General features: G+C 68.0%; 12 protein-coding genes. 6 read left to right on the top strand and 6 right to left on the bottom strand.

Going from position 1 to position 26,499, the window contains the following annotated elements; genetic code table 11:
• Positions 1–5: 5 nt before the first annotated feature.
• Both BQ9890_RS11060 and BQ9890_RS11055 read left to right on the top strand, forming a co-directional pair.
• Positions 6–887: a glycosyltransferase gene (locus BQ9890_RS11060; protein WP_075891530.1), complete on the top strand. Its 882-nt coding sequence runs from the start codon at positions 6–8 to the stop codon at positions 885–887.
• On the top strand, positions 884–1,510 hold the full coding sequence (locus BQ9890_RS11055; protein WP_075891528.1) for a DNA-3-methyladenine glycosylase I: 627 nt from the start codon (positions 884–886) through the stop codon (positions 1,508–1,510). The genes BQ9890_RS11060 and BQ9890_RS11055 overlap by 4 nt, the downstream gene beginning before the upstream one ends.
• 299 nt (positions 1,511–1,809) lie before the next feature.
• On the opposite strand, the gene BQ9890_RS11050 is transcribed toward BQ9890_RS11055, so the two are convergent.
• From BQ9890_RS11050 to BQ9890_RS11025, 6 genes are all read right to left on the bottom strand, one after another.
• Complete coding sequence (locus tag BQ9890_RS11050; protein WP_230297910.1) at positions 1,810–2,076, bottom strand: TfoX/Sxy family DNA transformation protein; 267 nt, start codon at positions 2,074–2,076, stop codon at positions 1,810–1,812.
• A complete protein-coding gene (locus BQ9890_RS11045; protein WP_075891524.1) occupies positions 2,060–2,383 on the bottom strand; it encodes a carboxymuconolactone decarboxylase family protein in 324 nt (107 codons plus the stop codon). Before BQ9890_RS11045 ends, BQ9890_RS11050 begins: the two co-directional genes overlap by 17 nt.
• Before the next feature lie 424 nt (positions 2,384–2,807).
• Entirely contained in the window at positions 2,808–6,320 is a 3,513-nt protein-coding gene (locus BQ9890_RS11040; RefSeq protein ID WP_075891522.1) for an ATP-binding cassette domain-containing protein, read from the bottom strand.
• Positions 6,321–6,492: 172 nt separating this feature from the next.
• A complete protein-coding gene (locus BQ9890_RS11035) occupies positions 6,493–6,867 on the bottom strand; it encodes a PH domain-containing protein (RefSeq protein WP_075891520.1) in 375 nt (124 codons plus the stop codon).
• Positions 6,868–8,357: 1,490 nt separating this feature from the next.
• Entirely contained in the window at positions 8,358–8,915 is a 558-nt protein-coding gene (locus tag BQ9890_RS15460; protein ID WP_075891518.1) for a hypothetical protein, read from the bottom strand.
• Positions 8,916–8,926: 11 nt separating this feature from the next.
• Complete coding sequence (locus tag BQ9890_RS11025) at positions 8,927–9,289, bottom strand: hypothetical protein (protein ID WP_230297909.1); 363 nt, start codon at positions 9,287–9,289, stop codon at positions 8,927–8,929.
• 484 nt (positions 9,290–9,773) lie between these two features.
• On the opposite strand from BQ9890_RS11025, the gene BQ9890_RS11020 reads away from it, so the two are divergent.
• From BQ9890_RS11020 to BQ9890_RS11005, 4 genes are read left to right on the top strand one after another with little or no spacing between them, the layout of a single operon-like run.
• Positions 9,774–12,680, top strand: a complete 2,907-nt coding sequence (locus BQ9890_RS11020) for a DEAD/DEAH box helicase (RefSeq protein WP_075891514.1) — start codon at positions 9,774–9,776, stop codon at positions 12,678–12,680.
• Entirely contained in the window at positions 12,680–17,584 is a 4,905-nt protein-coding gene (locus BQ9890_RS11015; protein ID WP_075891512.1) for an Eco57I restriction-modification methylase domain-containing protein, read from the top strand. The genes BQ9890_RS11020 and BQ9890_RS11015 overlap by 1 nt, the downstream gene beginning before the upstream one ends.
• On the top strand, positions 17,584–24,141 hold the full coding sequence (locus tag BQ9890_RS11010) for a DEAD/DEAH box helicase (RefSeq protein ID WP_075891510.1): 6,558 nt from the start codon (positions 17,584–17,586) through the stop codon (positions 24,139–24,141). The genes BQ9890_RS11015 and BQ9890_RS11010 overlap by 1 nt, the downstream gene beginning before the upstream one ends.
• Positions 24,138–26,444, top strand: a complete 2,307-nt coding sequence (locus BQ9890_RS11005) for a UvrD-helicase domain-containing protein (protein ID WP_075891508.1) — start codon at positions 24,138–24,140, stop codon at positions 26,442–26,444. Before BQ9890_RS11010 ends, BQ9890_RS11005 begins: the two co-directional genes overlap by 4 nt.
• Positions 26,445–26,499: the final 55 nt, after the last annotated feature.

Below are 26,499 nucleotides of genomic sequence, written 5' to 3'. Positions count from 1 at the left end.
AGGGCGTGAATCCGTCCGGCGTCGAGGGCGTGCGTCGCGGCAGCACGTCGGCCCCCCAAAGGGTGGCAGCCATCATCTGTGCCCACAATGCCGGCCTCGACATCGCCTCGACCGTGCGGTCCTGCCGCGCCATCCCCGGGGTCGACCTGCTGGTGGTCGTCGACGACGGCTCGGACGACGACACCGGACGCAACGCGCGCCTCGCCGGAGCCGTCGTGGTGCGTCACTCCGTGCCGCGCGGTCGGGCATCCGCGCTGGAGACCGGGGTCAAGGTGGTCGCCATGCGCGACCGCGCCGACTGGCCGCCCCGCCTGCTCCTGCTCCTCTCCGCCGACCTCGGCGAGTCCGCGGTGGAGGCCTCAGCCCTGGTCGAGGCCGTGATGACGGGCATGGCGGACTGCGCCTGTGCCGCACCCCCCGCCACCGATCCCTCCGTGGGCCGCAGCCTGGCGGAGAACTTCGCGCGCTCCTCGATCCGGTCGGCGACCGGGTGGGAGCCCCAGGCGCCCCTGTCGGAGGAACGCTGCCTGACGCGGGAGGCGCTCAACGCCGCGATCCCCTTCTCCACCGGGTACGGCATCGAGGTCGGCATGACCATCGACCTCCTGGTGGACGGCTTCACCTTGGTGGAGGTCCCCTGCACCTTCGTCCACCTCGGCTCCGACCGCACGCTCGGCTCCCTCAACCGCACCGCCCAGTACCGCGACACCGCCCTGGCGATCCTGCACCGGCGCCTGCGCCGGGTCCGCCTGCCCGCAGCCGTGCGCCGGGAGGCCGCACGCCACCAGAGGGTCGGCAGTCCCTATCCCGGGCCGGGCGCCCGCGGCGCGGGATCCAGTGGGGTGGGTGTCGCGGACGAGGGCGGGTCGACTCCGGCGAGGTCATGACGCCCGGACAGGGGGACCCGGACACGGCGGCGTCCGGCCTGGTCGTGGGCAGTGACGGCCTGGCGCGGCCCGTGTGGGCGGCGAGTGACCCCCTGCTGCGGGAGTACTACGACACCGAGTGGGGCATGCCGGTGCGCGACGAGCGCGGGGTGTTCGAACGCCTGAGTCTGGAGGCATTCCAGTCGGGTCTGTCCTGGGTGACGATCCTGCGCAAGAGACCTGCCTTCCGGGAGGCCTTCGCCGACTTCGACGCCGAGAGTGTCGCTGCCTTCGGGGAGGCCGATGTCGAGCGCCTCATGTCGGATGCGCGCATCGTGCGCAACCGCGCGAAGATCACCGCGACCCTCGTGAACGCGCGGGCGACGGTGGCGTTGCGGGAGGAGGGTGGCCTGGTGGACCTGGTGTGGTCCCACCGCCCGGAGGGGACACCCCGGCCGCGGACGCTGGCGGAGGTGCCCACGCGGTCCCCGGAGTCGGTGGCCCTGGCGCGTGACCTCAAGGCCCACGGATTCCGGTTCGTGGGGCCGACGACGGCGTTCGCCCTGATGGAGGCCATCGGGATCGTCGACACGCACCTGGTCGGGTCCCACCGCCGCGCCACCTCCGGCATCTGGCCCTCCTGACCCTCCTCCCCCCCTTGCCGAAGTCCGCTCTGTTCGGACCTCGAAGTCCGCTCTGTTCGGAGGTCGAAGTCCGCTCTGTTCGGAGGTCGAAGTCCGCTCTGTTCGGACCCTGAAGTCCGTCCTGATCAGGGCTTGAGGTCTGTCCAGATCCGTCTGGCATCTCCTGTCCCTCACCGAAGCCACCTGCCACTCCGGCAGAGGTCCGTCCGACCTCTCCCGCCGAGGTCCGTTCCGAAGGCGCGTCAGTATCGTGCTGCGCGACGAGGAGGGGGCGTCGTGAGTTGCCGGTGTGCTCGGTCCTAGGGAAGAGGCGGCAGGGCACGGAAACGCGCGCGCAGATCTGCTCTGTCATCCGGCGAGAGTTGCTTCGCTCTGATGCCGCGTACCGCGCATTCCAGACCTGTGAACAGCTGGAGGCATGCGCCGGGATCGAGCTGCTCCCGGATCCGGACAAACGCCTCCAGCGCTCCCACCTCACGTAGGGCATCGGCGTCCTCAATGCCGACCGCGACCAGCTGGCTCGCGGTCACAGCGCCGATCTCCGGCAGGTCAGTGAGGCTGCTCAACGTCTGCCTCCAGGGCTGCGCAGACGGAGGCAAATCCATCGAGGACTCCCAGACCGACTGCTTGCATCCCCACCAACGCGGCGGATCGGATCTCGTCGTCAGAGGCACCGGCCTGTCTTGCCAGGCCGACGTGGAACTCCAGACCTCCGGACATTCCGGCTGCGCAGAGCACAGCCACATAGGCAAGGTGGTTCGTCTTGGAATCCAGCGCCGACTCGATGGCCTTGGCCCTGACGAATGCCATGTGCGCTTCGGCTGTCTGGGGAAACCGCTGACTGAACTGCATGAACCCGGCACTGACCTTCATCGTGTGTCCCTGTGTTCGCGGTGGATGGATCACGGGCACGCAGTTGTCGGCCAACGCGTGCGACGGCCGAAGTGTTCCCCTCGGTCACTGCCCTCAGGGTATGCCTCAGTTGCGCGTGGTCGGAGCGGTCGATACGAGGAGCGCTGTCGGGTGCCCACGGTGTTGACCCCGCAGGTGATCTCTGGTTGGTGGAAGGCCCGAGGACCGGCTGCGTGGGTACGGACCTCACGCCTCTGAGGACGGACTTCGTGCCCGGAACAGGACGGACTTCGTGCCCGGAACAGGACGGACTTCGTGCCCGGAACAGGACGGACTTCGAGCCCGGAACAGGACGGACTTCGTGCCCGGAACAGAGCGGACTTCGTGCCCGGAACAGAGCGGACTTCGTGCCCGGAACAGAGCGGACTTCGCCGAGGCGGGAGGGTCACTCGCTGCGGAGGGCTTCGACGGGGTCACTGCGTGAGGCCGCCGAGGAGGGGAGGAGGCCGGCGAGGAACGTCAGACCCATGGAGATCCCCACGAGGGCGACACCGGCCACCCACGGCAATTGGGCGACATTGGCGATGTGGTACCTCGCATCGACGACGGCATTGGCGGGGATGGTGAGCAGGAGGGTGACACCGATCCCCATGAGACCGGCCACCAGCCCCACGATGACCGTCTCCGCGTTGAACACCCGTCGGATGTCCCGCTTGCTGGCCCCGATCGAGCGGAGGATCCCGATCTCCTTCTTGCGCTCCAGCACCGAGATGTAGGTGATGACGCCGATCATGATCGAGGAGACCACCAGGGAGATCGCCACGAACGCGGTCAGCACATAGGTCACGACATCGATGATGGTGGTCACCGATGACATCAGCGTCCCGACGATGTCGGTGTACGTGATGGCCTTGTCCTCCTGACCCGCGGCCTCCATGTCGGCGTTGTAGGTGTCGAGGATGTCGATGATGGCACCCTTGGACTCGAAGTCCTTGGGGTAGAGGGCGATCGCGAAGGGCTTGTCGGGGTCGGCGTGGCCGAGCGTGGCGAGGTTGCCCTCCAGGGACGCCTGGCGTGAGGAGATCAGGGAGACGAGCAACTCGGAGAGTTCCTCCTGGTCCATGTCGAAGCGGAACGCCCCGCGCAGTGCGTCCTCGTCGATCCCCATCGCACCCGACATGTTCTCGGCGATGCGGGTGGCCGCAGAGGTCATCGCGGACCCCAGTTGCGCCTGCAGGGTCCCCTGGAGCCGTGAGGACATCTGGTCCACCTGCGCTCCCAGTTGCTGGCGCAGCTGGGAGCCGATCTGGGTGGACAGCTGTGTCGAGAGCTGAGTCATGTAGGCCTGCGTGGCGCGCTGCATGTAGTCCTGCATGGCGGCGGTGAGCTGAGCCTGCAGCTGGTCGCCCGAGGCTGCGACCTGCTCCTGGATCGCCTGTCCCAGACGGGCGAGCACCTGGTCACTGAGCTCCTGGCCGGCGCCCTCGAGTGCCGAGGTCAGTTCCTCGATCGCCTGCCGGTTCTGCTCCTGGATGTCCCGGCCGGCGGGGGAGTCCAGGAACTCCTGGAAGGCGGCGCGCGGGTCCGCGGCGCAGTCGATGCCCGAGTCGGGTTCCGCCACACCCTGCGCGCAGTACTCGGCGAACCCCCGGGCGAGGTTCGCGGCCAACTCCTGTGCCTGCTCGCTGGTCACCTGCTCGCCCAGGTCCCCCAGGACGGCGTCGTAGTCCACCCCGGCGAGGACCTCCCCGAGGTCGATCCCGGAGAGCAGGTCCTCGACGTCCACGCCCGCGGCCACCTGCCCCAGGTCGAGCTCCGGCAATTGCGTGGCGTCGATGCTGATGTGGGACAGGTCCAGCCCCGACAGGTCCACGCCGGCCAGGTCCCCGGCCCCCACCAGCCCGCTGAGGTCGAGCCCGGAGAGGTCCAGGGCGGAGGCATCGAGGGCGAGGGCGGACCCGTCGAAGGTGAAGGCCCTCGCCAGGGCCTCCTGGTCCACGGTGATGAGGGAGCCCAGGTCGACGTCCTCGCCCGATCCCGCCCCCGTCCCCGCGTTCTCCTCCGCGAACGTCCGGCCCGTGAAGACGTCCACCGATGGATGTGCGAGCTGGTCCCGCACGATCCCACTGCGGGAAGCACGCTCACTGATGCGCTCGGTCAGTGCGGGTGTGTAGTAGATGCCCGGTTGCAGCGCTGCGGCCCGGACCTCGGGCTTCTGGCGCACGATCCCGGAGATGCGCAGGGGCTCGCCGTCCTCGACGAGGCTCCGGAGGTGGTCCTGGTTCCCGCTCCTGTCCATCCACACGTCGTAGGTGTCGTCGTGGACGTAGTAGTCGGTGGCGTCGACCACCCTGAAGGTCGTGTCCAGGATCTGTCGGGCCGTGAGGGTGCCGGAGGCGACCGGGGTCGACACGTCCTTGCCCTCCGCCACCTCGGCGACCATCCGGTCCAGCTCGGAGGCGTCGCGCAGCCCCATCGCGTAGAGCATGAAGTCCGAGATCCCGCCGTCGGGCAGGAGCACCACCAGGGTCTCGTCAGCACTGTCGGGCCAGTGCCCGGCGACGACGTCGTACTGACCCTCGACCAGCGATCGGTCGCTCATGAGCTGGTGGAAGACGCTGGTGCTCATGTAGGAGGAGAGCAGCGAGCTCTGGGACCCGGCGGAACCGAGACCCAGGGGCGCGAAGGTGGCGTCCGGGTTCACCTGTCGCACTCCGGAGGAGGTGTCGGACTGGAAGATCTGGGGCGTGACGTCGTAGGTGTACTCGATCGAGTTCGCGAACTCCTCGATGCCCCCGCCGTCACCGTCGAGGAACCGCTTGAGGGAGGCGAGGTCATTGGTCCCCACTCCGGCGAACATCGTGCCGATCGTGGACACCTCGGGGATCTCCCCGGCCCCGGAGGAGGGCTGGTCGCCCTCGTCCCCGTCGGCCGGACCGCCCGCGTCGCCCTCGTCCCCGTTGCCGTCCTCCCCGCCACCCCCGCTCCCCGCGGATCCCGCCAGGAGGGAGGTCATGTCCAGGCCCTGGCTCTGGATCGTCAGGGGGTAGACGCTGAGGGTCTCCTCCTCCACGCTCTTGATGTAGCCGTTGACGCCGTTGGCCAGGGAGAGAATCGTCGCGATGCCGATGATCCCGATGCTGCCCGCGAAGGCCGTCATGAGCGTGCGGCCCCGCTTCGTCATGAGATTGCGGAACGACAGGGACAGCGCGGTGGGGAAGGACATGGACGTGCGGCGCACAGGCTTCGCGTCCCTCGCGTCCCCGGCCCCGGCCGTGGGGTCGAAGGGACGCGTGTCGTCGACGACCTCACCGTCCCGCAGGGTGACGGTGCGGGTCGCGTACTGCTCGGCGAGCTCGGGGTTGTGGGTGACCATGACGACCAGGCGGTCGCGGGCGATCCCCGAGAGCAGGTCCATGACCTGCACGCTCGTCGTCGAGTCCAGCGCGCCCGTGGGCTCGTCGGCCAGCACGATCTCGGGATCGTTGATGAGGGCACGGGCGATGGCCACGCGCTGCATCTGCCCACCCGAGAGCTGGCTGGGCAGCTTGTGGACGTGCTCCCCCAGGCCCACGTCCTCCAAGGCCCGGGTGGCGCGCTCGCGGCGTTCCGCACGCCCCACCCCGGAGAGGGTGAGGGCCAGCTCCACATTGGCCAGCACACTCTGGTGGGGGATGAGGTTGTAGCTCTGGAAGACGAAGCCGATGCGGTTGTTGCGGTAGGTGTCCCAGTCCCCGTCCCGGAACTGCCTGGTCGAGACACCGTCGATGACCAGGTCACCGGCGTCGTAGTGGTCGAGCCCGCCGACGACGTTGAGCAGGGTGGTCTTGCCCGAACCGGAGGGCCCCAGGACCGCGACGAACTCGCAGTCGCGGAAGGAGATCGACACGTCGTCCAGCGCCACCTGCGTGAAGTCCGCGACCGTGTAGGACTTGCGGACGTTGCGGAGCTGGAGCATGCGGGCGCCTTCCGGGGTAGGGAATAGGTACAGGGTACGGGGCGGCGCGGCGGGGGCCGGGGCGTCCCGTAGGCGGCCGTGCCCCCGTCGGGGAGGTCACCCCGGTCGACGAGGGCGGCGCCCCTGCCGTTGCTGGGCGACGATCCTGGATCCGAGAGGTGCTGTCAGTCACTCACAGGCAGTAGTCGGCCAGGAGCCTCCCGAGCCCGCGGATGTCGACGCCGCGGTTGAACTCCAGGCGCACCTTGCCCAAGCCGCTGAACCACAGGTCCAGCTCAGAGTCCAGGTCGAACGAACCGGCCGTCTCGGTGGAGAACGCCTGGACGCGCTTGTAGGGCAATGAGGTGTAGTCCTTCTTCTTACCGGTCATGCCTTGGACGTTGAGGGCGATGATCCGCTTGCTCGTGAATGTCACGGAGTCACGAATGCCCTTGAATGCGAGCAGGATCTGTTCACCTTGGCCCAAGACGTCGGCGAGCTCGTCCTGCGCTGCCCGCGGATCCCATGGCCCGAGCTTGGCGTAACTGGCGTTCGTGAAGTCGATCATCCGTCGATACCTTCCTCCGAGTCCGGTGGCGCCCCGCGCCCATGGTACGGAGCAGCGTGGGCACCGTGGTTCATACTCATCAACCAAGGTGAGGGTCTTGCGTGCCTTGTCTGGTGGGGTCGAGGGCACCCTTTTGAGGAGGCCCGGCCCAGCCGACCTGGGTTTCCTGGTCGATGACCGCGTCGGGCACGGAGTCGCCCCCAGGAGCGTGACACCAGGTCGGTGTTCCGCAGGTGGCGTCCTGCGTCGCGCCAGTTCTGGACGATCTGGCGTTCGGCAGCGTCCAGATCGCTCCGTGCCACCGTCTGGGACTGGACGGCCACAATGTCAGGGTGGTGGCTCGCGAGGGCGTCCCCGTCTTGCGGGAACCCGGATGGGCGCATGGGATGGGGCGCCGCGGGGACATGAACTGTCGCCGCCCCGGGTTGTACCTGGAGTCGTTCGGAGTTGCTTCTCGGCGTCGAAGCAACTCCTCCGGCGATGTCGGCCCGGTCTTGGAGTTGACCCCGTGCGTTGGCCAGCGCACCCGCTTGTGCGGTTCAGTGCTCCGCGAGCTCGGTGAGATCGAGGATGCCCTCGTTCACGATGATGTCCTGCCAGGTGGACTTGTCTGTGTCCCTGGAGCGGTGATGACGTCGTCCAGGCTCAATGGCGTATGGCTCGCGCGCCGCAGGCACGCGAGACGAACAGGGTCGGAATCGCCCCGGGCTGCGCGTCAGCAGCCGGGTCTTCCTCGGGTTGTGGAGGCATGAAAGCGTGTTCGGAGCTGTTCAGACTCATGACGTCTCCTCCACGGCCGGACGCTGAGCTGGGAAGTTGCTCCGTGAACTCGCTCTGGGCGGACGAACCGACCAGAACCGATTGAGCTGCGGGCGATGTGTCCGCAGCGATATTGACCATCGCTTCGGGTGTGCCGAGAAGGGGTGCGTACCTTCCTGAGTGCGGGGCGCCACCATCGGGCTCGGGCGCCAAGACCGGAGTACGAGGCCCACTGTCCGGGTTCGGAGAACCCGAGCGCGACCTCGAGGATCAGAGTGTCACCATCGACAGCCCCGCCGCCGCGACCTCCAGCCCCGGAGTGTCGTCCGGTCAAGCCCTCAACTCTTGCCCGCCCGTGCCCGGTGTTGGCGGTCGTGAGACCGTCAGGCACCGAATGCCGTTCGTGCATCGCGGCCAACTCGCTGAGGCAGCCGACGATGGGTCGCGTTGACCACTCCTCTCCCGGCCGTTCGAGGATCCAGGTGCGAACCGGAGTCGAAGAGGGAGGGCGCGGGGAGAGTGGGTCGCGGGTGCGGTCCGGTTCCTCGCGGAGGGTACTGACAAGCTCTGTTGAACTACCGAGGGGGACTGACGGGTAGCCCCGGTCAGACGTCGTCGAAGTATTGACGGGTAGGCGCACCCGATGCGACAATGGAGGCGCTTACAGCGTTGAGCTGTACAGAAGTGAGCCCGGCAGCCATCCGGAGGTTGGTGAGCCGGGCTTCGCGCTGTCACAGCGATGTCACGGAAGTAACGAGACCGGCGTCGGAGATCCGTCTGCGCCAATCGCCGCCCTTGGCGTATGCCCACGCAACGACGTCCGGGATCCACAGTAGAGGCTCTTCAGTTGGGTTCTTCCAGTCGTAGGTGAACTCCGCGGCGAGACTGCGGTCACGCTGTTGGGTGAGAAGAAACTGTCGCTCCCATCGTTGGAGAGATTCGTCGCGCTCGATGGTCAACGAGGCTGCGTGGTGGAGCTCGCAGCCATCCAGGACTTGTTTGAGACAAGCGGCCCGTGCCTCAAGTTCGGAAGAATATGAAGCTATCCCAACGATATGGCAACTGATCTCGAGCTTTGAGAGTCCGCTGATGATCTTCTTGCGGCTCGAGTCACCCTCGGCCTTCATGTGGATCCTACGTGCTCCGCTGTGCTTGAGTGCTCGAACGGCACGACGCGTCATTTCGAGATCGTTCGGAACGATGACCGATGCGACGAGGAGATACGAATGTCGCTTGGACTCGTCAATGAATGCGTGTCCTCCCGTCGGCCAGTCACTTCCCTTCTGCATGCTGAGTCGTCCTAGCTCTCGTTGGAGTCGGACTTACGGCCCCTGTTTGATGAAACGGGGGTTCCGGGATCGTTCAGATCGATGATGAGGAGCCCGTCCTCGAGTCGGGGTACCCATCGGTGAGCCTTCGAGGTGTCGAGTTTGATGAACTTGGTGAACATCGTCCCCGCAACAATGACGGGTCCGTGATTTGAGGATCTCTTCGACGAGGACATGCGTCGCGCAGGGTAGGCGTTGGGAGTGTCGATGGGTACTGCCTTCAACCCGATGAGTCGGCGTTCAGAGTCCCAGAGGAACTGGATCGCCTCGGGAGTCCCGATGAGGTTCTGGGCTGCGTCGTTCAGGGAGAACAGCCCCCTCTTCTGGATGGTCACGCTCGGCACTGAGGGAAGCGGTGCGCTCCCCTTTTGAAACAGCTCGAATGCCACGGCTGTACTCCCAATCTTGTCGTTTAGGGCTCCGTTCGAGAGTAGCACGGGGATGTTGAGATGACTATGAAAAACTTTGAGTGTGTCGCCAAGTGATCGAGTGTCCTGGGGACGGTGCGAAAATCGTTCGAATCCCTCGTGTGTTGGACAGGTCGAACTCGTCGAAGGGCGTGTCAAGGTCTTGGAGGCCCGCTGGGCTCAGTCGGTGTGCCATCCATCTCCCGGCACTGGTCCGATCCTGCACGGGCAATCGGTCTTCTGGCCGATCAAGCGACGTTTGCCCTTAATGGGCACGCTCCCGTCTACGATGAATCTCGGTACCCTCCCAGCGTGCCAGCCGCACCGCACCGCCTCGGTCGGGCCAAGTACGCCGAACACACACTGGTGCCGCCACGAGGACATCATCAAGGGAGAATGTGCATTGTCGGACATGAGCCCCCAGGCCCAGACCTTCGCTCCCGGCGAGCGCATCATGGTCCGCGACGAGCAATGGTTGGTCCGCACGGTTTCTCCGGCGTCCCGACACGATTCCGCCCAGGGCTTCCAGCTCGACGTCGTCGGCATCTCGCCCCTGGTCCGCGACCGGGACGCGACGTTCTTCACGGCGATCGACCGAGTCCGCCGGTTCGACCCCGCCGACGTCCGTCTGGTCCCCGACGCCTCTTCCCACTACCTCACCTCGCGCCTGTGGCTGGACTCCGTCATCCGTCGCTCCGCGGTCCCCCTCAATGACACGCGCATCGCGGCTGGCCATCGCGGTCTCTTCGACAAGCTCGACTACCAGCTCCGCCCCGCACAGAAGGCCCTGGAGAACCTGCGTCCCCGCATCCTCATCGGGGACGCCGTGGGACTGGGCAAGACGCTGGAGATCGGGATAATCCTGTCCGAGCTCATCGCCCGTGGCCGTGGCGAGCGCATCCTCGTCGTCACTCCGCGCGCCGTCCTCAAGCAGTTCCAGACCGAGCTGTGGACCCGCTTCGGCATTCCCTTGGTCCGCCTGGACTCCCAGGGCATCCAACGCGTCCAGCGCGAGCTGCCAGCCGGGCGCAACCCGTTCTCCTACTACAAGCGGGTCATCGTCTCCATCGACACCCTGAAGAATCCTCACCGGTACCGGACCTACCTCGAGAAGCACCACTGGGACGCGGTCGTCATCGACGAGTGCCACAACCTCATCAACCGCGGCACCCAGAACAACCAGCTCGCCCGCACACTGGCGCGGAACTCCGATGCCCTGGTCCTGTCCTCCGCCACACCCCACAACGGCAACCCGGAGTCGTTCGCCGAGCTGGTCGGGCTCCTGGACCCGACCGCCATCGCGGACAACAGGCACTACAGCGCCAGCGACATCGAGCACCTCTACGTCCGCCGCCACCGAGGCAGTCCCGAGGTCGCCGCCCAGATCGGGGACCGCTGGCGCGAGCGCGCCCAGCCGCAGGTCCGTCCCGTCACCCCCACCCCTGCCGAAAGCGCCGTCCTGGAGGAACTCGACGCGACGTGGCTCCACCCGGCATCCGGCGTCGCGCCCGTGACCGGCAACGGCCGGACCCTGTTCCCGTGGACCCTGTTCAAGGGTTTCCTGTCCTCACCCGCCGCCCTCCTCGCGACGATCGGGAACCGCCGTCGCGTCCTGTCCGGGAGTTCGTCAACCATTGACGAGGGCGACGCTGCCGCAGTTCGCGGGTCGGGTGCGGAGCTGGAGGCACTGGGTCACCTGGAGGACCTCACGCGGCAGGTGGGGACCCCGGCGAAGCTCCGTGCCCTGGTCGACCTGGTGACGGAGATGGGAATCGGACCGCGTTCTCCCGAACGCGTCGTCGTGTTCTCCGAACGTGTCGACACCCTGAACTTCCTGAAGAAGTCCCTGCCCGAACTGCTCGGTCTGCCCGATGGTGCGATCGGTCTGCTCCATGCCCAGCAGAGCGACGACGCGATCCAGGAGACGGTGGAGTCCTTCGGGCAGAAGGGTTCGCCGTTGCGCGTCCTGCTCGCTTCCGACATGGCCTCGGAGGGCTTGAACCTCCACAAGGAGTGCCACCTCCTCATCCACTACGACATTCCCTGGTCGTTCATCCGCATCCAGCAACGCAACGGCCGCATCGATCGCTACGGCCAGCTCCGGACCCCGACCATCCACGCCCTGGCCCTGGCGGACGAGGAGCACACCAGCGAGGTCCGCGTGGTCACTGCCCTGCTCAACAAGGAGCACGAGGCCAACAAGGCGTTGGGCGATGCCGGTGTCCTCATGGACGTCGGCCAGACGCAGTACAGCCCCGACGTGGAGGAGAAGGACATCACCCAGGCCTTGGCCCGGGGCCAGCAGGTCGAGGACGTCACCCAGACGCCGGAGCAGGCGCTCAATGACCAGTTCCTGGCCGCGCTGTTCGGTGAGGACACCAGCGTCGACATCGAGGCGCCGGTGCCGTTGCGCGAACGGCATCTCCTCTTCCCCGACCAGGACGACTTCCTCGCTGCGATCATCGACGCCCTGCCGGAGGGCACGCGCCGGTCGATGCACGTCGAGCGCGAACCCGACCGCGACCTCGTGTCCTTCGAACCCCCCGCGGACCTGGAGATCCGCCTGCGGCAACTTCCCCGTGAGTTGGTGCGGGGGGAGGACTCGGTCATCGGGCGCATCCAGTTGACCGGGTCGAAGTCGTTGGCGGAGGACCGCCTGCGCTCCGCCCAGCAGTCCACGAACCCGTGGCCCGACACGCAGTACCTCACCGCCGTCCACCCCGTCATCGCGTGGGCCGGGGACCGGGGAATGTCACTGCTGGATCGGCAGACAGTCCCCGTCATGGCGGGAACTGTCGAGGCGCCGGTCTTCCTCACACAGGCCACGTGGGCCAACGATGCCGGACAGGTCGTCATCGCCCAGTCGGGGGCCGTCGAGGGCGTGCTGGATCCCGACGGACATCTGCGCGAGGACGGCTCCGACACGGCCGTCCTCGACCTGGTGCATGTCCTGGCCGATGCGCACCTGGATGCGAACAGCGTCAATGACGGACGCGTCGGAGACTGGAGCGTGGAGGCACTGGCGCGCGGCGTCGAGCCTGCGCTTGCGGCCACCCGCAAAGAGCTCACACGTCGGCGCGACGAGTTCGAGGGTGATCTGCTCGAGCGCATCCAGAGCGACCAGGAGCGGCTGTACACCTGGCGCCAGCGATCCCTGGACCTGCTCGGGCAGATGCCTGCGAGTGGTCATCGGTCCAAGCGGGAACAGAGGGTGGCCCAGGAGTCCATGCGCCTGGAGCGACTCATCCAGTCATCGGCGGCATCCGGGGAACCCCATGTCCGACTGCTCGGGGTCATCGTCCCCGGAAGGAGCCTGTGATGGGCGACGAAATCCGCAACGACACCGAGTTCCTCTCCGCCCACTGGCTGGAGGAGGGGTTCCCCACCCGCCGCAGCGCCCTGTACAAGGAATGGCAAGCAGCCCACAAGGAGGGGCGTTTCGACCCCTTGCACGCGGTCGCCTCGACCATCAATGACTACCTGGCGGCCCTGGGCAGCGACCGGGATGACCACGGGACCACCCACGCGCACCGCGCACTGGTGACGGCGCTCGGCCTGGCGCCCACCGACCGGGCAGACCTCACGATCGAGCGCGATCAGGATCTCGCCCTGCTCCAGGGTGACCGGGACATGGAAGTCCCGGCGCTGCTGGGCGTGAGCGGCCCATCAGGAACAGCGCTCATCGTCCTGGACGCCCGTCCGGTCGACACCGTGGAGGACCTGCTGTCCGACGGTGCCCGGCTCGTGGAGCCCGTCCGGGTCGCCGATCAGAGTGGCGTGATGCGGGACGTCCCGGAGGTGGCGAAAGCACTGTCGGAGATCCTGGTCGCCGAGGACGCGCCGCGCTACGTCGTCGTCCTGGCCGGTCGGTGGGTGTTGCTGACCGACGCGGAACGCTGGAGCGAGGGCCGGTACCTGGGAGTGGACCTGCTGGCGGTGTTCGAACGCCGCGAGTTGACGTCTGTCGGTGGGCTGGCCACGCTGTGCGCACTGGTCGGTGCCGATGTCCTGCTGCCGGGCGACGACGGCTCGATCGGCATGGACGAGCTGACGAAGGACTCGACGTCCCACGCCGTCGGGGTCTCCGACGACCTGCGCGACGGTCTGCGCCAGTCCATCGAGATCCTGGCGGGCGACGTCGTGCGGACGGCAGGGGAGCGTCACCTGGACCTGACGGATCCGGATCTTCCCCAGCGTCTGGCGCGCGAGTCCCTCCGGTTCCTCTACCGCATCCTCTTCCTGCTCTACGCCGAGGCACGTCCCGAGCTGGGTATCGTCCCGGTGGGAGCTCCCGAGTACGCCGCGGGATACGGGCTGGACCGCCTGCGCGACCTCATCGGACAACCGCTGACGACGGACGAGGAACGCCACGGAGCGCACCTGCACGACTCCTTGGACATCCTGTTCCGCATGGTCGCCGGCGACCTGCCGTCCGTCGACGTCATGCCGGTCGAGGACCTGCGCGCGGACCTGTTCGACCGCCGCCGGACGACGCTCATCGACGGTGATCCCACGGATCCCGACCCGGTCCGGCTGGGCAACGCCGCCCTGCAGCAGGTGCTGACGCTGCTCCTGCTGTCGAAGCCGAAGAGAGGCAAGCGCCGCGGGTACATCTCGTACGCGAACCTCGGCATCAACCAGCTCGGCGCCGTCTATGAGGGCCTGATGTCCTACACCGGCATCCTCACCACCGAACCGATGGTGGAGGTCGCCAAGAAGGGCGACCCTTCGAAGGGCTCGTGGCTGGTACCCACGCGGGAGATCGCGAACTACCGTGACGAGGACCTGGTGCGGTGGTCCGACCCCGTGACGGGGGAGGAGAAGGTCCGCAGCTACGGGGCGGGGGAGTTCGCCTTCCGCCTGTCGGGCCGTGACCGGGAACGTTCTGCGTCCTTCTACACGCCTGAGGTCCTCACCCACTGCGTCGTCGAGCATTCACTGGCCGAACTGCTGAACGACGGGACCAGCGCCCAGGACATCCTGGAGTTCCGCGTCTGCGAGCCCGCCCTGGGGTCGGGTGCATTCGCGAACGAGGCCGTCAACCAGTTGGCGGAGGCCTACCTGGAGCGTCGCCAGGACGAGTTGGACCAGCGGATCCCCGCCGACGAGTTGCCTGAGGAACGCCGCCGGGTCAAGGCCTGGATCGCATTGCACCGGGTCCACGGTGTCGACCTCAACGACACGGCCGTGGAGCTGGCCGAGGTGTCGATGTGGCTGAACGTCATGCAGCCGAAGCTCGCTGCCCCCTGGTTCGGCCTGCACCTCAAGCGGGGCAACTCCCTGATCGGAGCCCGTCGGGCCACCTATGACCTGTCGGCCCTGAGGAGGTCGAAGTCCAAGTGGTGGAAGACGCCGCCCGAGGATCACGGGCTGGCCGACCTGCCTCTCGGAGGTCTCGAGAAGGGCGACATCCACCACTTCCTGCTGCCCAGTGACACGTGGGGAGCCGTGGCCGGGGCGAAGCAGGCGAAGGAGCTGGCTCCCGACCAGGTCGCCACCATGAAGACCTGGAAGCGGGGGATGCTCCGGCAGCCGACTGCCACGCAGCTCAAGACATTGGCATCGTTGGCGCGACGGGTCGAGCGCCTGTGGGAGATCGCTGCCAAGCGTCTGGAGATCAGTGAGACTGAGGCCTCGCGTGACATCGACGTGTGGGGGCGCGCAGCTGAACCCACTCACTCGACCGTGACGCGCGAGCAGATCGAGAGCGCGCTGGCGGATCCGGACTCGATGTACCAGCGCCTGCGGCTGGTCATGGACGCATGGTGTGCGTTGAGCTTTTGGCCGTTGGACCAGGTTGACCTCTTGCCGACCTGGGAGGAGTGGCTGGCGACATGCACGGACCTGCTCGGGATCGAGGTCAAGGACAAGGGGCTCAACGAGGACTTCCTGACATTGGGGAACGACTTCGATGAACTTGGGGAGATTGAGAAGTTCGAGCGGTCGTTCCACCGGATGCCGACGATGTTCGAGGTCCAGGGTGCACACCAGTGGCTGAGCGTCGTCCAGGAGATCGCCGCTCGCGAGGGCTTCTTCCACTGGGAGCTCGACTTCGCCCAGGTGTTCCAACGCGGGGGTTTCGACCTGCAGGTGGGGAACCCGCCGTGGGTAAGGCCTGACTGGAAGGATGATGCCACCCTCGCCGAGAGTGATCCATGGTTCATGCTGGAGGACCGGATCTCGGTGGAAACGTTCCGGAACAGACGCGCAGAAGTGCTTGAGGATCCGGCAGTGCGCAAGCGGTACTTGATGGATCTGACGTCAGGGATGGGAACCGTCGCCGTCCTGAGTGACTCCGCCGAGCACGCGATTCTCAAGGGACTGCGGACCAATCTCTACGTGAACTTCATGGAGCGGACCTGGCGGTCTATGTCTCCCACGGGCATCGTCGGGCTGATCCATCCTGAGGGACACTTCTTGGACCCGAAGGGCGGTGTGCTGCGGGAGAACACGTATCGGAGGTTGCGGCGGCATTGGCAGTTTGACAATCAATTGGGGCTCTTCCTAGAGATTGGTGGGACGAGAGTTTTCGGCGTCAATGTTTATGGAACTCCGCACCAACCTCAATTCATCCAAGCCGCGGGAATTCATATTCCACAAACGATAGACGACTCGATTTCAATGGAAAACGAAGGCGCGGTCCCGGCAATCAAGGATGGAGAGGGAAATTGGGACACGCGCCCGCACCCGTCGCGGATTCTGAGAGTCGATGTGGCGGTTCTAAAGACGTGGTCACTACTGTTCGATCCGCCGAGAACGCAAGCGGTCCAAGCGCGAATGGTGCGTCCATACTTGAGTGAGCATCAGCGGATTCTCGAACAGTTTGCCCTTTCGAAAGTCCAGTTCGGAGAACTCGAGGTGCAGGTCTCGGCGGGATGGAACGAGAAGACTTCCAAAGAATCTGGCTACATCGTCCAAGATAAGTGCGAGCCAGCTTCATGGTTCGACGTGATCTTGAAGGGTCCGAACTTCTGGCTTGCGACACCGTTGTTTCAGACGGCGGGACCAAGTGGCTTCGGGAAGGATGACTACATTCGATGGAATCTTGAAACTCTTCCTTCTGAGTCGATTCCTCGCACGAACTACAGACGAGCTTGTGGTCGTGCACGCTATGACGCGGGAATGGATCAGTGGGGCGGGCGGCCAAGCTGGGACTATTGGCGTGTGGCGGTTCGGAGTATGTGCGATGCCAACATGGAGCGCACCCTGATTCCGGCCCTGATCCCACGAGGTGCAGCACATGTCCATGCGCGAAAATCTCCTGACGGAGATTTTCGGAACGCCCCAACCGGCAGTCCGGATCCATTGGCGACTGTCCTCACGTGCGGGTTGTGGTCGTCCCTCCCTTATGACTTTCTCACGAAGGTCTCGGGACAGACGCACGTCCATCCCGAGTTCATCCAGAAACTCCCCAGCCCAACAAAGCACCCAGCCTGGCCCTATCTGCTCCTGCGCACGTTGCGCCTCAACTGCCTGACCCGGGACTACGAGGACCTCTGGAACTCCCTTGCCCCTCTGACCGTCGTCGACGACGCATGGACTCCCGCGTTCTCCGCCTGGCCACAGCTCACCGTGCCGACGGGCGAGTGGACATGGGACACCCCGCTGCGCTCCGACTTCGAGCGGCGGGCGGCCCTGGTCGAGACCGATGCCCTGGGCGCGATCATGCTGGGGCTGACCGCCGAGCAACTGTGCCTGATCTACCGCGTCCAGTTCGGGGTCCTGCGCAAGTACGAGCACAACATGTGGTTCGACTGCGCGGGTCACCAGATCGCGAAGGACCACCAGGCCCATGGTGTCCACCAGGAGAAGACTGACTTCCCGAGCCTCATGGACTACGTGGCCGCCATGGAGGACGCGGGGCTCGATGCGCAGCGCGACCAGCCGAGCGACGCGATCCGCACGGACGTCAGGTTCTCAGCGTTCCTCGAGCACTATGAGGCGCCGTTCCACAAGGCCGACCGCGAACGCGAGATGATGCTGGCCCACGAGGAGTTCACACGGCGGCTCCAAGCCGTCGGGCTGCTCCGGGCCGACGGTTCCGAGGCTCCGGGGGCCGAGGACGTCGACGCCCAGGCGGTTCTGGAAGGCCGCCTGACGTTCGTGCCGACGCCGGGCACTCCCTGTGAGTACTCGGGGCCGACCACGGCCGCCGCGGACGCCCAGGGAGCCCCTGACGGGTCCGGAGCCGGTACCTCCACGACCACAGGGGGGCGTGTGTGATGACCCAGCCCACGGAGCCGCCCTCGTCAGAGTTCGTCCCGACGACGCTGTCCATGCCGACACTGCCGTTCACCCCGACCCTGCCCAGCCTGCTGGCGGAGGAGGTCCAGGACGCCCTCACGGAGTACCTGACGACCACCTACGCGCTGGGGGACCAGGACACACGGGAGCAGCTCGGCCGCTTCCTGCGCGACCCGGAGACGGGGATCTTCCGCGGGCCCTACTACCGGCTGCGTCTGCCGTTCCGAGCGGCTCCCGCGGAATGGCGGAACCCGCTGGGCTGGCTGCCCGACGGATTCGTGCCCCACGCCCACCAGGCGGCGGCCTTCGAGCGGCTGACCTCACTCGGACACGAACCTCAGCCCACCCTGGTCACCACGGGCACCGGGTCCGGCAAGACCGAGTCGTTCCTGCTGCCCCTGCTGGACCACGCGCGGCGCGCCGCGGCCGAAGGAGCTCCCGGGATCACGGCGCTGGTCATGTACCCGATGAACGCACTGGTCACCGACCAGGCGCGACGCATTGCCCAGTACGTCGCATCCAGCCCCGAACTGTCGGACATCCGCGTCGGGCTCTACATCGGTGGCAATGGTCGCAACCGCGCCATGAGCGCGGACCACGTCATCGATCACAGGGAGGAGCTCCGGTCCCACCCACCGCAGATCCTGCTGACGAACTACAAGATGCTGGACCTGCTGCTGCTGGACCCACGCCACCGCGGGCTGTGGGCGGGCGCGGCGGAGTCCCTGCAGTACCTGGTCCTCGACGAGTTCCACACCTACGACGGCGCGCAGGGCAGCGACGTCGCCATGCTGCTGCGGCGTCTCGGGCTGGCGCTCGGGATCGCGGAGGAGGGGCGCCCCCTGGGACGCATCACGCCGGTGGCGACGTCCGCCACCCTCGGCGACGCCGGGGACACCGCGCCGATGCGGGAGCTCGCGCGGACCGTGTTCGGGTGCGACTTCCCGCCGGACTGCGTGATCACGGAGAGGCGACGGACACCGGAGGAGTTCCTGCCCCCCGACGACGAGGGCTCGCACGACCTCGTCCCACCCCGGCCGGAGGCGCTGGCCGACCTGCCGGCCCCGGAGTCAGAGGTGCCCGAGTCCTGGGTGCCGCTGGTCCAGTGCGTGTTCGGTGGGCGGGCCCCGGAGGCGATGACCGACGGTCGCCCCGATCCGGTTCTCGTTGGCCGCCTGCTCGCCAAGCACCCGATGACGCGTCTGCTCCTGGAAGCCATCGGCACGCACCCCGCGGCCCCGGACACCGTCCTGCGGACACTCCAGGTGCGCACCCTCAACCTGTTCCCCTGGTACTCGGACGATCCGGCGGCTCAGGCACGCAACATCCAAGCCCTGGACCGCCTGCTCGCGCTGTACTCGTTCGCACGTGTCCAGACCCCGCGGGGCCTGCGCTCCTTCCTGGAGGTCCAGGTCCAGCTGTGGGTCCGCGACGTCTCGCACCTGCTGCGCGCTGTCGATGAGTCCCCGCAGTTCAGCTGGGAGGTCGGGGCGGCCCGGGAGCCGGAGACGCACTTCCTGCCTGCGGCGTACTGCCGGGCCTGCGGGGCCTCGGGATGGATGTCGATGGTCCAGGAGGCCTCCGACTCGCTGGAGGCCGGTGCAGGGGAGATCTGGAGGTCCGCGCTGGATCCGCGTGGACGCTCGCGCATCCGCGTGCTCATGACGGGTGGGGAGACCTCGGACTGCCGGTACCTGGACGCCGACACCCTGGAGTTGTTCGGCCCCTCCACGCCCGCCCGGGAACGCGAGGAGAAGCACCTCGTCCGGGTGCACGTGCCCGTGACCGGTGACGACGCGAAGCGGGAGACCTGCCCGGCCTGTGGGTCCCGGGACTCCGTGCGGTTCGTCGGGACCTCCGCCGCGACGCTGCTGTCCGTGTGCCTCACCCAGGAGTTCGGATCCACCCACCTGCCCCGGGGCGAGAAGAAGACCCTGGTGTTCACCGACTCCGTCCAGGACGCCGCGCACCGCGCTGCCTTCATCGAGGCGCGTGCCTTCACGTTCAACCTGCGCGGGGCGCTGGTCAGGAAGCTCGGGGAGCTGGGCGGGGCCGCGACACTGACGGACCTGGCGGACTCCCTGGGCCGTGGCGAGGCCGACAAGGGCCGCCTGCCCGATGAGGACCTCTACCTGGTGACGCCCCCGGACTTCATCCGGCGACGCAACTGGGACGGGGAGTGGCTGGCGAGGGACCGTGGCGGGTCCCGGCACAAGAAGCTGGCCGAACGCCTGGTCCAGGAAGCCCACCTCGAAGCCGGGCTCAACTCCCGGATCGGCCGGACCCTGCTGATGACGGGCACGTGGTCCCTGGACCTCGACGTCGACGTCCGGGAACTGGCCGAGGAGATGGCCGAGGCCCACCGGAACTCCCAGGGCTTCCTCCCGGACTCGAACACCGGGGAACGGACCGGGACCCGGGCCTATGCCGTGTGGATCTACGGGGTGCTCTCCCACCTGCGCGAGGCCGGCGGCATCTCCCACGGCTACCTCACGCGGCTGCGGCAGGGAAACCTGGCCCGCTGGCACGTGGGCGGTGGTGCCCGCGGGACGGACATGCGCCGCTTCGGGCCCGGCCGACCCGCCCCCGGATTCCTCTCCGCCGGACGCGTGGCCCAGGACGGGGGACGTGAGACCGACGAGATCCCGCTGAGCGGGACCGCGCGCACGTGGCTGGGGGACTGGACCCGGAAGTGCCTGGCGGACACGGGCGCGGGCGTGGGACGCCTGCTGGGCGATCTGGCGGAGGCATGCACCCGTCGGGGGCTCCTGGACCGCGTCTCGATGCGCAACGGCGGCGTCAACTTCGGACTGCTGCCCGACCGGATCGTCGTGTCCCTGGAGGAACCCGTCCGGCTGGCGTGTTCGGACTGTGATCACGTCGAGATCGCGGCACCGGGACGCGTCGCGCTGTGGGAGGGGGCCCCGTGCCCGCGGATGCGGTGCGAGGGAACCCTGTCCATCGCCACGGAGGCGCGACCGGAAGGCAGGTTCTACCGCCAGCTCTACCGGCAGGGGATTCGCCGGATCATCGCCCGGGAGCACACGGCCCTGCTGGAACGCGAGGAGCGGGAGGACCTGGAACGCTCCTTCATCCAGCACACCTCGCCCGTCGACCCGAACGTGCTGGCCTGCACGCCCACTCTGGAGCTGGGCGTCGACATCGGTGACCTGTCCACCGTCGCACTGGCATCGCTCCCGCGGACGTCGGCGAACTACCTCCAGCGCGTGGGCCGCGCCGGGCGCTCCGACGGCAACGCCTTCGTCCTGACCGCAGTGCACGTGAGGCCCTCCACAGAACAACGTTTCGAGAACCCGCTGGACCTCATCGACGGACCGGTCCGCCCACCCGCCGCCTATCTGCGAGCCACCGAGCTGGTGCGCCGCCAGTTCCTGGCCAGTGTCCTGGACCGCGCCTCCCGTACCGGGGAGCTCGGCACCGCGCCCGGCCTGTACCCGGAGCTCATGCGCCAGGGACTGGAGGAGGGAACCTGGATGAGGCGGCTCGTCGACCTGGTGCGGGCCGACGGGCCCGCCCTCGTCGACGGGTTCCTGTCCGCGTTCCCGCCCGAGGCGCGCGACTCCCGCGCATCCCTGCTCACGTACGCGAGCGACGAGCTGGAGGGACAGTGCCAGGACCTCATCGACCGGTGGCAGGCGAAGCGTCGGACGCTGCGTGCGCGCATCGACGAGGTCTCCCGGACCGTGAAGGACCTGGAGGATCGCGGGCACCTGGACGACTCGGAGAAGAACGACCTGGACCGGTGCCGGGGAGAGGTCCGTGGGCTCGTCCTGCAGAGCGAGAGGCACAACGGGACCAGTCGCAGCCAGGACCCCGAGGAGCTGTTCACCTCGATGGCACGGGAGGGACTGCTCCCGACCTACAACCTGGTCGATGACGGGACCGACCTGGAGGCCCACCTGTGGTGGCGGGCGGAGGACGACTCGACGACGGCAAAACCGGAGGCCCTCGATCTCACCTACTCACGCCCGGCGGAGACCGCGCTCACCGAGCTGGCCCCCGGATCCTGGTTCTACGCCGGTGGGCGCCGGCTCCAGGTCGATGCCGTCGAACGCGGCATCATCGGGGACGACGCCCCGACGATGCGCGCCATCTGCCCGGAGTGCGGGTGGCTGGGCGACCTCACGGATGCCTGCCCCCACTGCGGGTCCGTCGGCGTGGCCGAGGTCGGCCAACACGCCGTCACGATGCCACTGAAGGCGGTGAGCTCCCAGGCGAACCTGGACGACACCACGATCTCCGACCAGCAGGACGAACGCGTTCGGACCCGCTACCTCACCGCCACCTCCGTCGTGGCAGAGGATGTGACCCGCGCCTGGCGATCGACCCGCACGACGTTCGGGGCGGAGATGCTCGCTCGGGCGACGATCCGCCGGTACAACCTGGGGAGGCCGGCGTCCGGGGGGCGGCGCGTGAGGATCGCGGGTGCGGAGTACTCGGCCCCCGGGTTCGAGGTCTGCGCCGGATGCGGGGTCGTGCGCGAGCGGGAGGAGGCCGAGGACCGCGTCCGTCACCGCGGGTACTGCCCCTCGCGCAGGGGGGTGGAGACCGACTACGACACGATGTACTTCACCCATGCCCTGCAGACCCAGGCCGTGCGGATCCTCCTGCCTGAGTTGGCCGCCGTCGACGAAGGGGAGCGGATCGCCTTCCAGGCCGCCCTGCAGTTGGGCGTGCGGGAGGACTTCGGCGGGGACCCGCACCACCTGACGGTCCACTCGACGGTGGAGAGCCGTGAGGAGGGGCCACGCGCCTACCTGGTGCTGGCCGACACCGTGCCCGGCGGCACCGGCTACCTGGACCGGTACGCCGATCCGGCCGCCCTGCGCGAGATCCTGGAGAAGGCCCGCACGGTCCTGGAGAACTGCACCTGCAACGAGACCGGACAGGACGGGTGCCACCACTGCGTGCTCGGGGTCGTCGGGGACGCCGACCTGGGCTCCGCCTCCCGGGACCGCAGCCTGTCGGCCATCGAGGCCCTGCTGGACGACTGGGAGACGGAGGACATCGACTCCCTGGAGGACATCGACATCGAGCAGCACCCGGAGTCCGTCCTGGAGGCGCACTTCATGGACTACCTCCAGCAGTGGACGGAGGCGCACCGCGGTCGGTTCACCCGGGCGCGGGGAGCCGGAGGGTTCCGCAACGGGCATCTCACGATCGAGGTCGACGGGAAGGTGCGCAAGTGGGACGTCCGCGCCCAAGGACACGCGGGGTCGGGTTCACTGCGGACGGTGCCGGACTACCGGCTGTCCCGCCCGGACGTCCCGGGTTCGCCCACGATCGAGGTCTACCTGGACGGCCAGCGGTACCACGCGGACATCGGTGACACGAACCGGACGGCTGACGATGCGCGCAAGCGTGCCGGTCTCAGGGCCGATCGCAAACTCGTGTGGTCCCTGAGCTGGGACGACGTCGACTCGGCGCTCACGCGGTTGACGAACCCTGCCAAGGCCGAGGACGGCGTCTGGCTACCGGCGACGACCCGCGCGAAGGTCGCGGCCGCCCTCCCCGACGACGCCGGCAAGGTGAGCGCCCTCGCGGGCGGCTCCCTGGAACTCCTGACGACGATCCTCGCGGACCCGGACTCCTCGTTCTGGGGACGCAGTGCCCTGGCACTGGCGAAGGTCCTCATGATGACGGGCAGGGGCACGAATGCCGTGCGCCCGGTCCCTGTCGCCCACTCCCGCGTCCAGGCGATGGTCGATGCGATGGTGAGGGAGACGCTGGGGTTCGATGCCGTCCCCGTCCCGCGTGGAACGGTCGCGGACTCGATGGTCGCCCCGACACAGGGGCCGACCGGGCTGCCCGTGTGGGTGCTCTCCGGGGTGGTGCCCGCGGAGATCGACGAGCACCTGGGGATCCTCACCGTGCTGGATGACCGGGACGGGGTGAGCGGGGGCGAGCACCACCTGGCCCAGTGGCAGGACTGGCTGCGCCTGTCGAACATCCTCCAGATGCTGGTCGTCACCCCGGACGGAGGCGGGCACACCGGACGCTACTTCGGGGCGTGGACCGCGGAGAGTCTGGCGGACTTCGAGAGCCAGGACCTGCCGCTCACCCACCTGGGTGAGCAACCGGTGGTCGCGCTTGCCGGCGTGGGACACCCCGGACGTGAGGACGCCGTGGAGCCGGTGCCCGCGCCCGCCCCGTTCCCTGCGCAGCCTGCGAAGGCGGCGCCCGGCGGAGCCGGGCCGTCCTCGTCGATGGTGGGACCCGACCCTGCATGGGACGAGGCGCTGGAGTTGTGCGTGCCCGTCATGAGGCCCTTCCTCGAGGACCTCCGGGCGGCCGGTCTGCCCGCACCGGTCGTCGGCGAGGAACTGGAGTCGGGGGAGACCTTCTTCCCCATCGAGGCACAGTGGGACGTGGGCGGAGTCCTGGTCGCGCTCAGTCCTGAACCGGACACGCAGCGGGACGAGGCCCTCGTGGCCGCGGGATTCACCGTCCTGGACCTCGGGATGGGCGTGGAGCGCGCGATCGCTGCGCTCCAGCAGGAAGGAGCTGGGCAATGACTCGGTCGATCGTCATGTCGAAGCAGTTCGCCGACGAGACGGCGAAGATGGACGGGACCCTCAAGCAGAGGGTGCTCACCTTCATGGGGAAGTTCCAGCGAGGCGTCGACGGAGGACTGGACCTCAAGCAGCCGAAGGGCGCGCGGAGCAGGTCGGTGTTCACTGCCCGCGTCAACGACAACTACCGGGCGGTCCTGGCCGATGTCGGGGGTGACGCATGGGCGCTCATCAGCGTGCGTCCCCACGACGACGCGTACACGTTCGCCGGGACGCTGCGGATCGAGGTCAACCCCAGGACCGGCGGGTTCGACATCATCGACGAGAGGGCTCTGGCCAAGGCGCGGGCGCTGGCAGTGGGGACGGTGCGGGTGGCCGGGACCTCGGGCGCTCCCGTCGGGACGCCCCCGGCACGCGGGACCGACGAGGGCGACTCCTGGGCCGGGTCGCGCGGGTCCCGCCCGGATCCGGGAGCGGAGGGGGCGGCCGAGTCCGAGGTGGTGGAGCTGGACGAGGACGAGCTCCTGTCCGTCGGGCTGGACCCGGCGACGGCGCATTCGCTGGCCGGGTCGGCCAACCGGAGACAGGCCGAGGACGTGGCGGAGAACCTGCCGACGGCGCAGGGCGCGGCGCTGCTCGACGTGCTCGCGGGACGCTCGATCGCCGAGATCCAGGCGGACTACATGGCGCCGGAACCCGTGGACACCCATGACGTCCAGGCAGCGCTCAAGCGACCGGTGTCGCAGATGACCTTCGTCGACATGGAGGACGCGCAGGCTGTCCAGGCGGCGATGAGCGGCAGCCTTGAGGCGTGGCGGGTGTGGCTGCATCCTGCCCAGCGGGCGTTGGTCGATCACGGGCCCTGGAAGGGATCCTTCCGCGTGACGGGCGGTGCCGGGACGGGCAAGACGGTGACGGCGGTGCACCGCGCCGTCCACCTGGCCCGGCAACCGGGTCTGGTGCGGACGCCGGGGGCGCGGTTCGCGCCGGTCGTGTTCGTGACGTTCACACGGAACCTGGCCACGGCGATCGAGTCGCAGGTACGCGCCGTCATCCGGTCCGGCGATGTCACCGGGGACGAGGCGGCGAAGAAGGAGCAGGACCGCGTCGCGCACAACATCGAGGTGATCAACACCGACGCGTTGGCGCGACGGATCGCGGACCTGGACCCGGCGCTGGCGGAACTGGTGGGGAAGGGGCGGCCGGCGACGGCCACCGAGCTGGGGCGTGCGTGCGCGGACGCCGTGATCGGCACGTCGGTGGAGCCGGGGTTCCTGGCCGAGGAGTGGGAGCAGGTGGTTCTCGGGGGAGGTCTCACCTCCCGGGACCAGTACCTGGTCGTCCCACGGTCGGGACGGGGGCGGCGCCTGTCGCGCGCCCAGCGCGTCGAGGTCTGGAGGTGCGTGGAGCGGTTGACCACCGAGCTGTCCGTGATGAACCGGTACACGTGGGAGCAGTTGCGGGACCTGGTGGCGCGGGCGTTGGAGGCCGATGAGCGGGAGGGCGGTGCGGCGTCGGCGGTGGGGTCGGCGTCAGGGCTGCGGGCGCGAACCGGGGTGCGCCACCTGGTCGTCGACGAGGCACAGGACCTCACGGCGTCGCACTGGCGGATGCTGCGGGCGTTGGTGCCTGCCGGGCCCGACGATTTGTTCATCGCGGGGGATGCCCACCAGCGGATCTATGGTCGGCCGGTGCCGCTGTCCCGGTTCGGGATCGAAACGCGGGGGCGTTCGCGGCGGCTGACGGTGAACTACCGGACGTCGCGGGAGATCCTGCGGTGGTCGCTCGGAGTGGCTGACGCCGGGGCCGATGACCTGGATGAGGAGATCGACCCGTTGACCGGGGAGCGTTCGGTGTTCTCGGGACCGGCGGTGGATGTCAACGGAGAGGGGACGTTCGCGGACCTGGGCGCCGATCCTGATGGGGCGATGGTGCAGTGGATCCGTGCACTGTTCGACGAGGTGGATGACATGGGTGAGCGCAAGTACTGGCCGCGCGACATCGCCGTCGTCCGCCGGGACAACCGCGGCGTGGCGGACACGGTCGGAGTGCTCTCGGACGCCGGCATCGATGCTGTCGAGGTGAAGGGCAACACCGACGAGGAACGCCTGGACGACGCAGTGCGTGTGATGACGATGTACCGGGCGAAGGGTCTGGAGTACAAGGCGGTCGTCATCCGGGACGGGGATCAGCTGCCGCCCGAGGGGGAGGCCGCGGTCGACACGGAGAAGCGGAAGTTGCGGAACCTGTTCTACGTGGCGGGGACCAGGGCGCGGGAGAGACTACTGACAGTCGGGAGACGTTGAGGACCTGCTCATCGGTCCGCCGGTCCGAGTTCCTTCACGGTTCGGCGCGGACGTG

The sequence above is a fragment of the Actinomyces provencensis genome, from assembly GCF_900155435.1.
GTDB lineage: Bacteria > Actinomycetota > Actinomycetes > Actinomycetales > Actinomycetaceae > Pauljensenia > Pauljensenia provencensis.
The sequence above is the reverse complement of the archived record's forward strand: the minus strand, read 5'-3'. Positions and strand labels throughout refer to the sequence as shown.

Bases quoted from the DNA above. Each gene is read 5' to 3' on its own strand.
- BQ9890_RS11055 (WP_075891528.1), top strand. From the start codon at position 884: ATGACGCCCGGACAGGGGGACCCGGACACGGCGGCGTCCGGCCTGGTC.
- BQ9890_RS11045 (WP_075891524.1), bottom strand. From the start codon at position 2,383: ATGAAGGTCAGTGCCGGGTTCATGCAGTTCAGTCAGCGGTTTCCCCAG.
- BQ9890_RS11040 (WP_075891522.1), bottom strand. From the start codon at position 6,320: ATGCTCCAGCTCCGCAACGTCCGCAAGTCCTACACGGTCGCGGACTTC.
- BQ9890_RS11035 (WP_075891520.1), bottom strand. From the start codon at position 6,867: ATGATCGACTTCACGAACGCCAGTTACGCCAAGCTCGGGCCATGGGAT.
- BQ9890_RS15460 (WP_075891518.1), bottom strand. From the start codon at position 8,915: ATGCAGAAGGGAAGTGACTGGCCGACGGGAGGACACGCATTCATTGAC.
- BQ9890_RS11020 (WP_075891514.1), top strand. From the start codon at position 9,774: ATGAGCCCCCAGGCCCAGACCTTCGCTCCCGGCGAGCGCATCATGGTC.
- BQ9890_RS11015 (WP_075891512.1), top strand. From the start codon at position 12,680: ATGGGCGACGAAATCCGCAACGACACCGAGTTCCTCTCCGCCCACTGG.
- BQ9890_RS11010 (WP_075891510.1), top strand. From the start codon at position 17,584: ATGACCCAGCCCACGGAGCCGCCCTCGTCAGAGTTCGTCCCGACGACG.
- BQ9890_RS11005 (WP_075891508.1), top strand. From the start codon at position 24,138: ATGACTCGGTCGATCGTCATGTCGAAGCAGTTCGCCGACGAGACGGCG.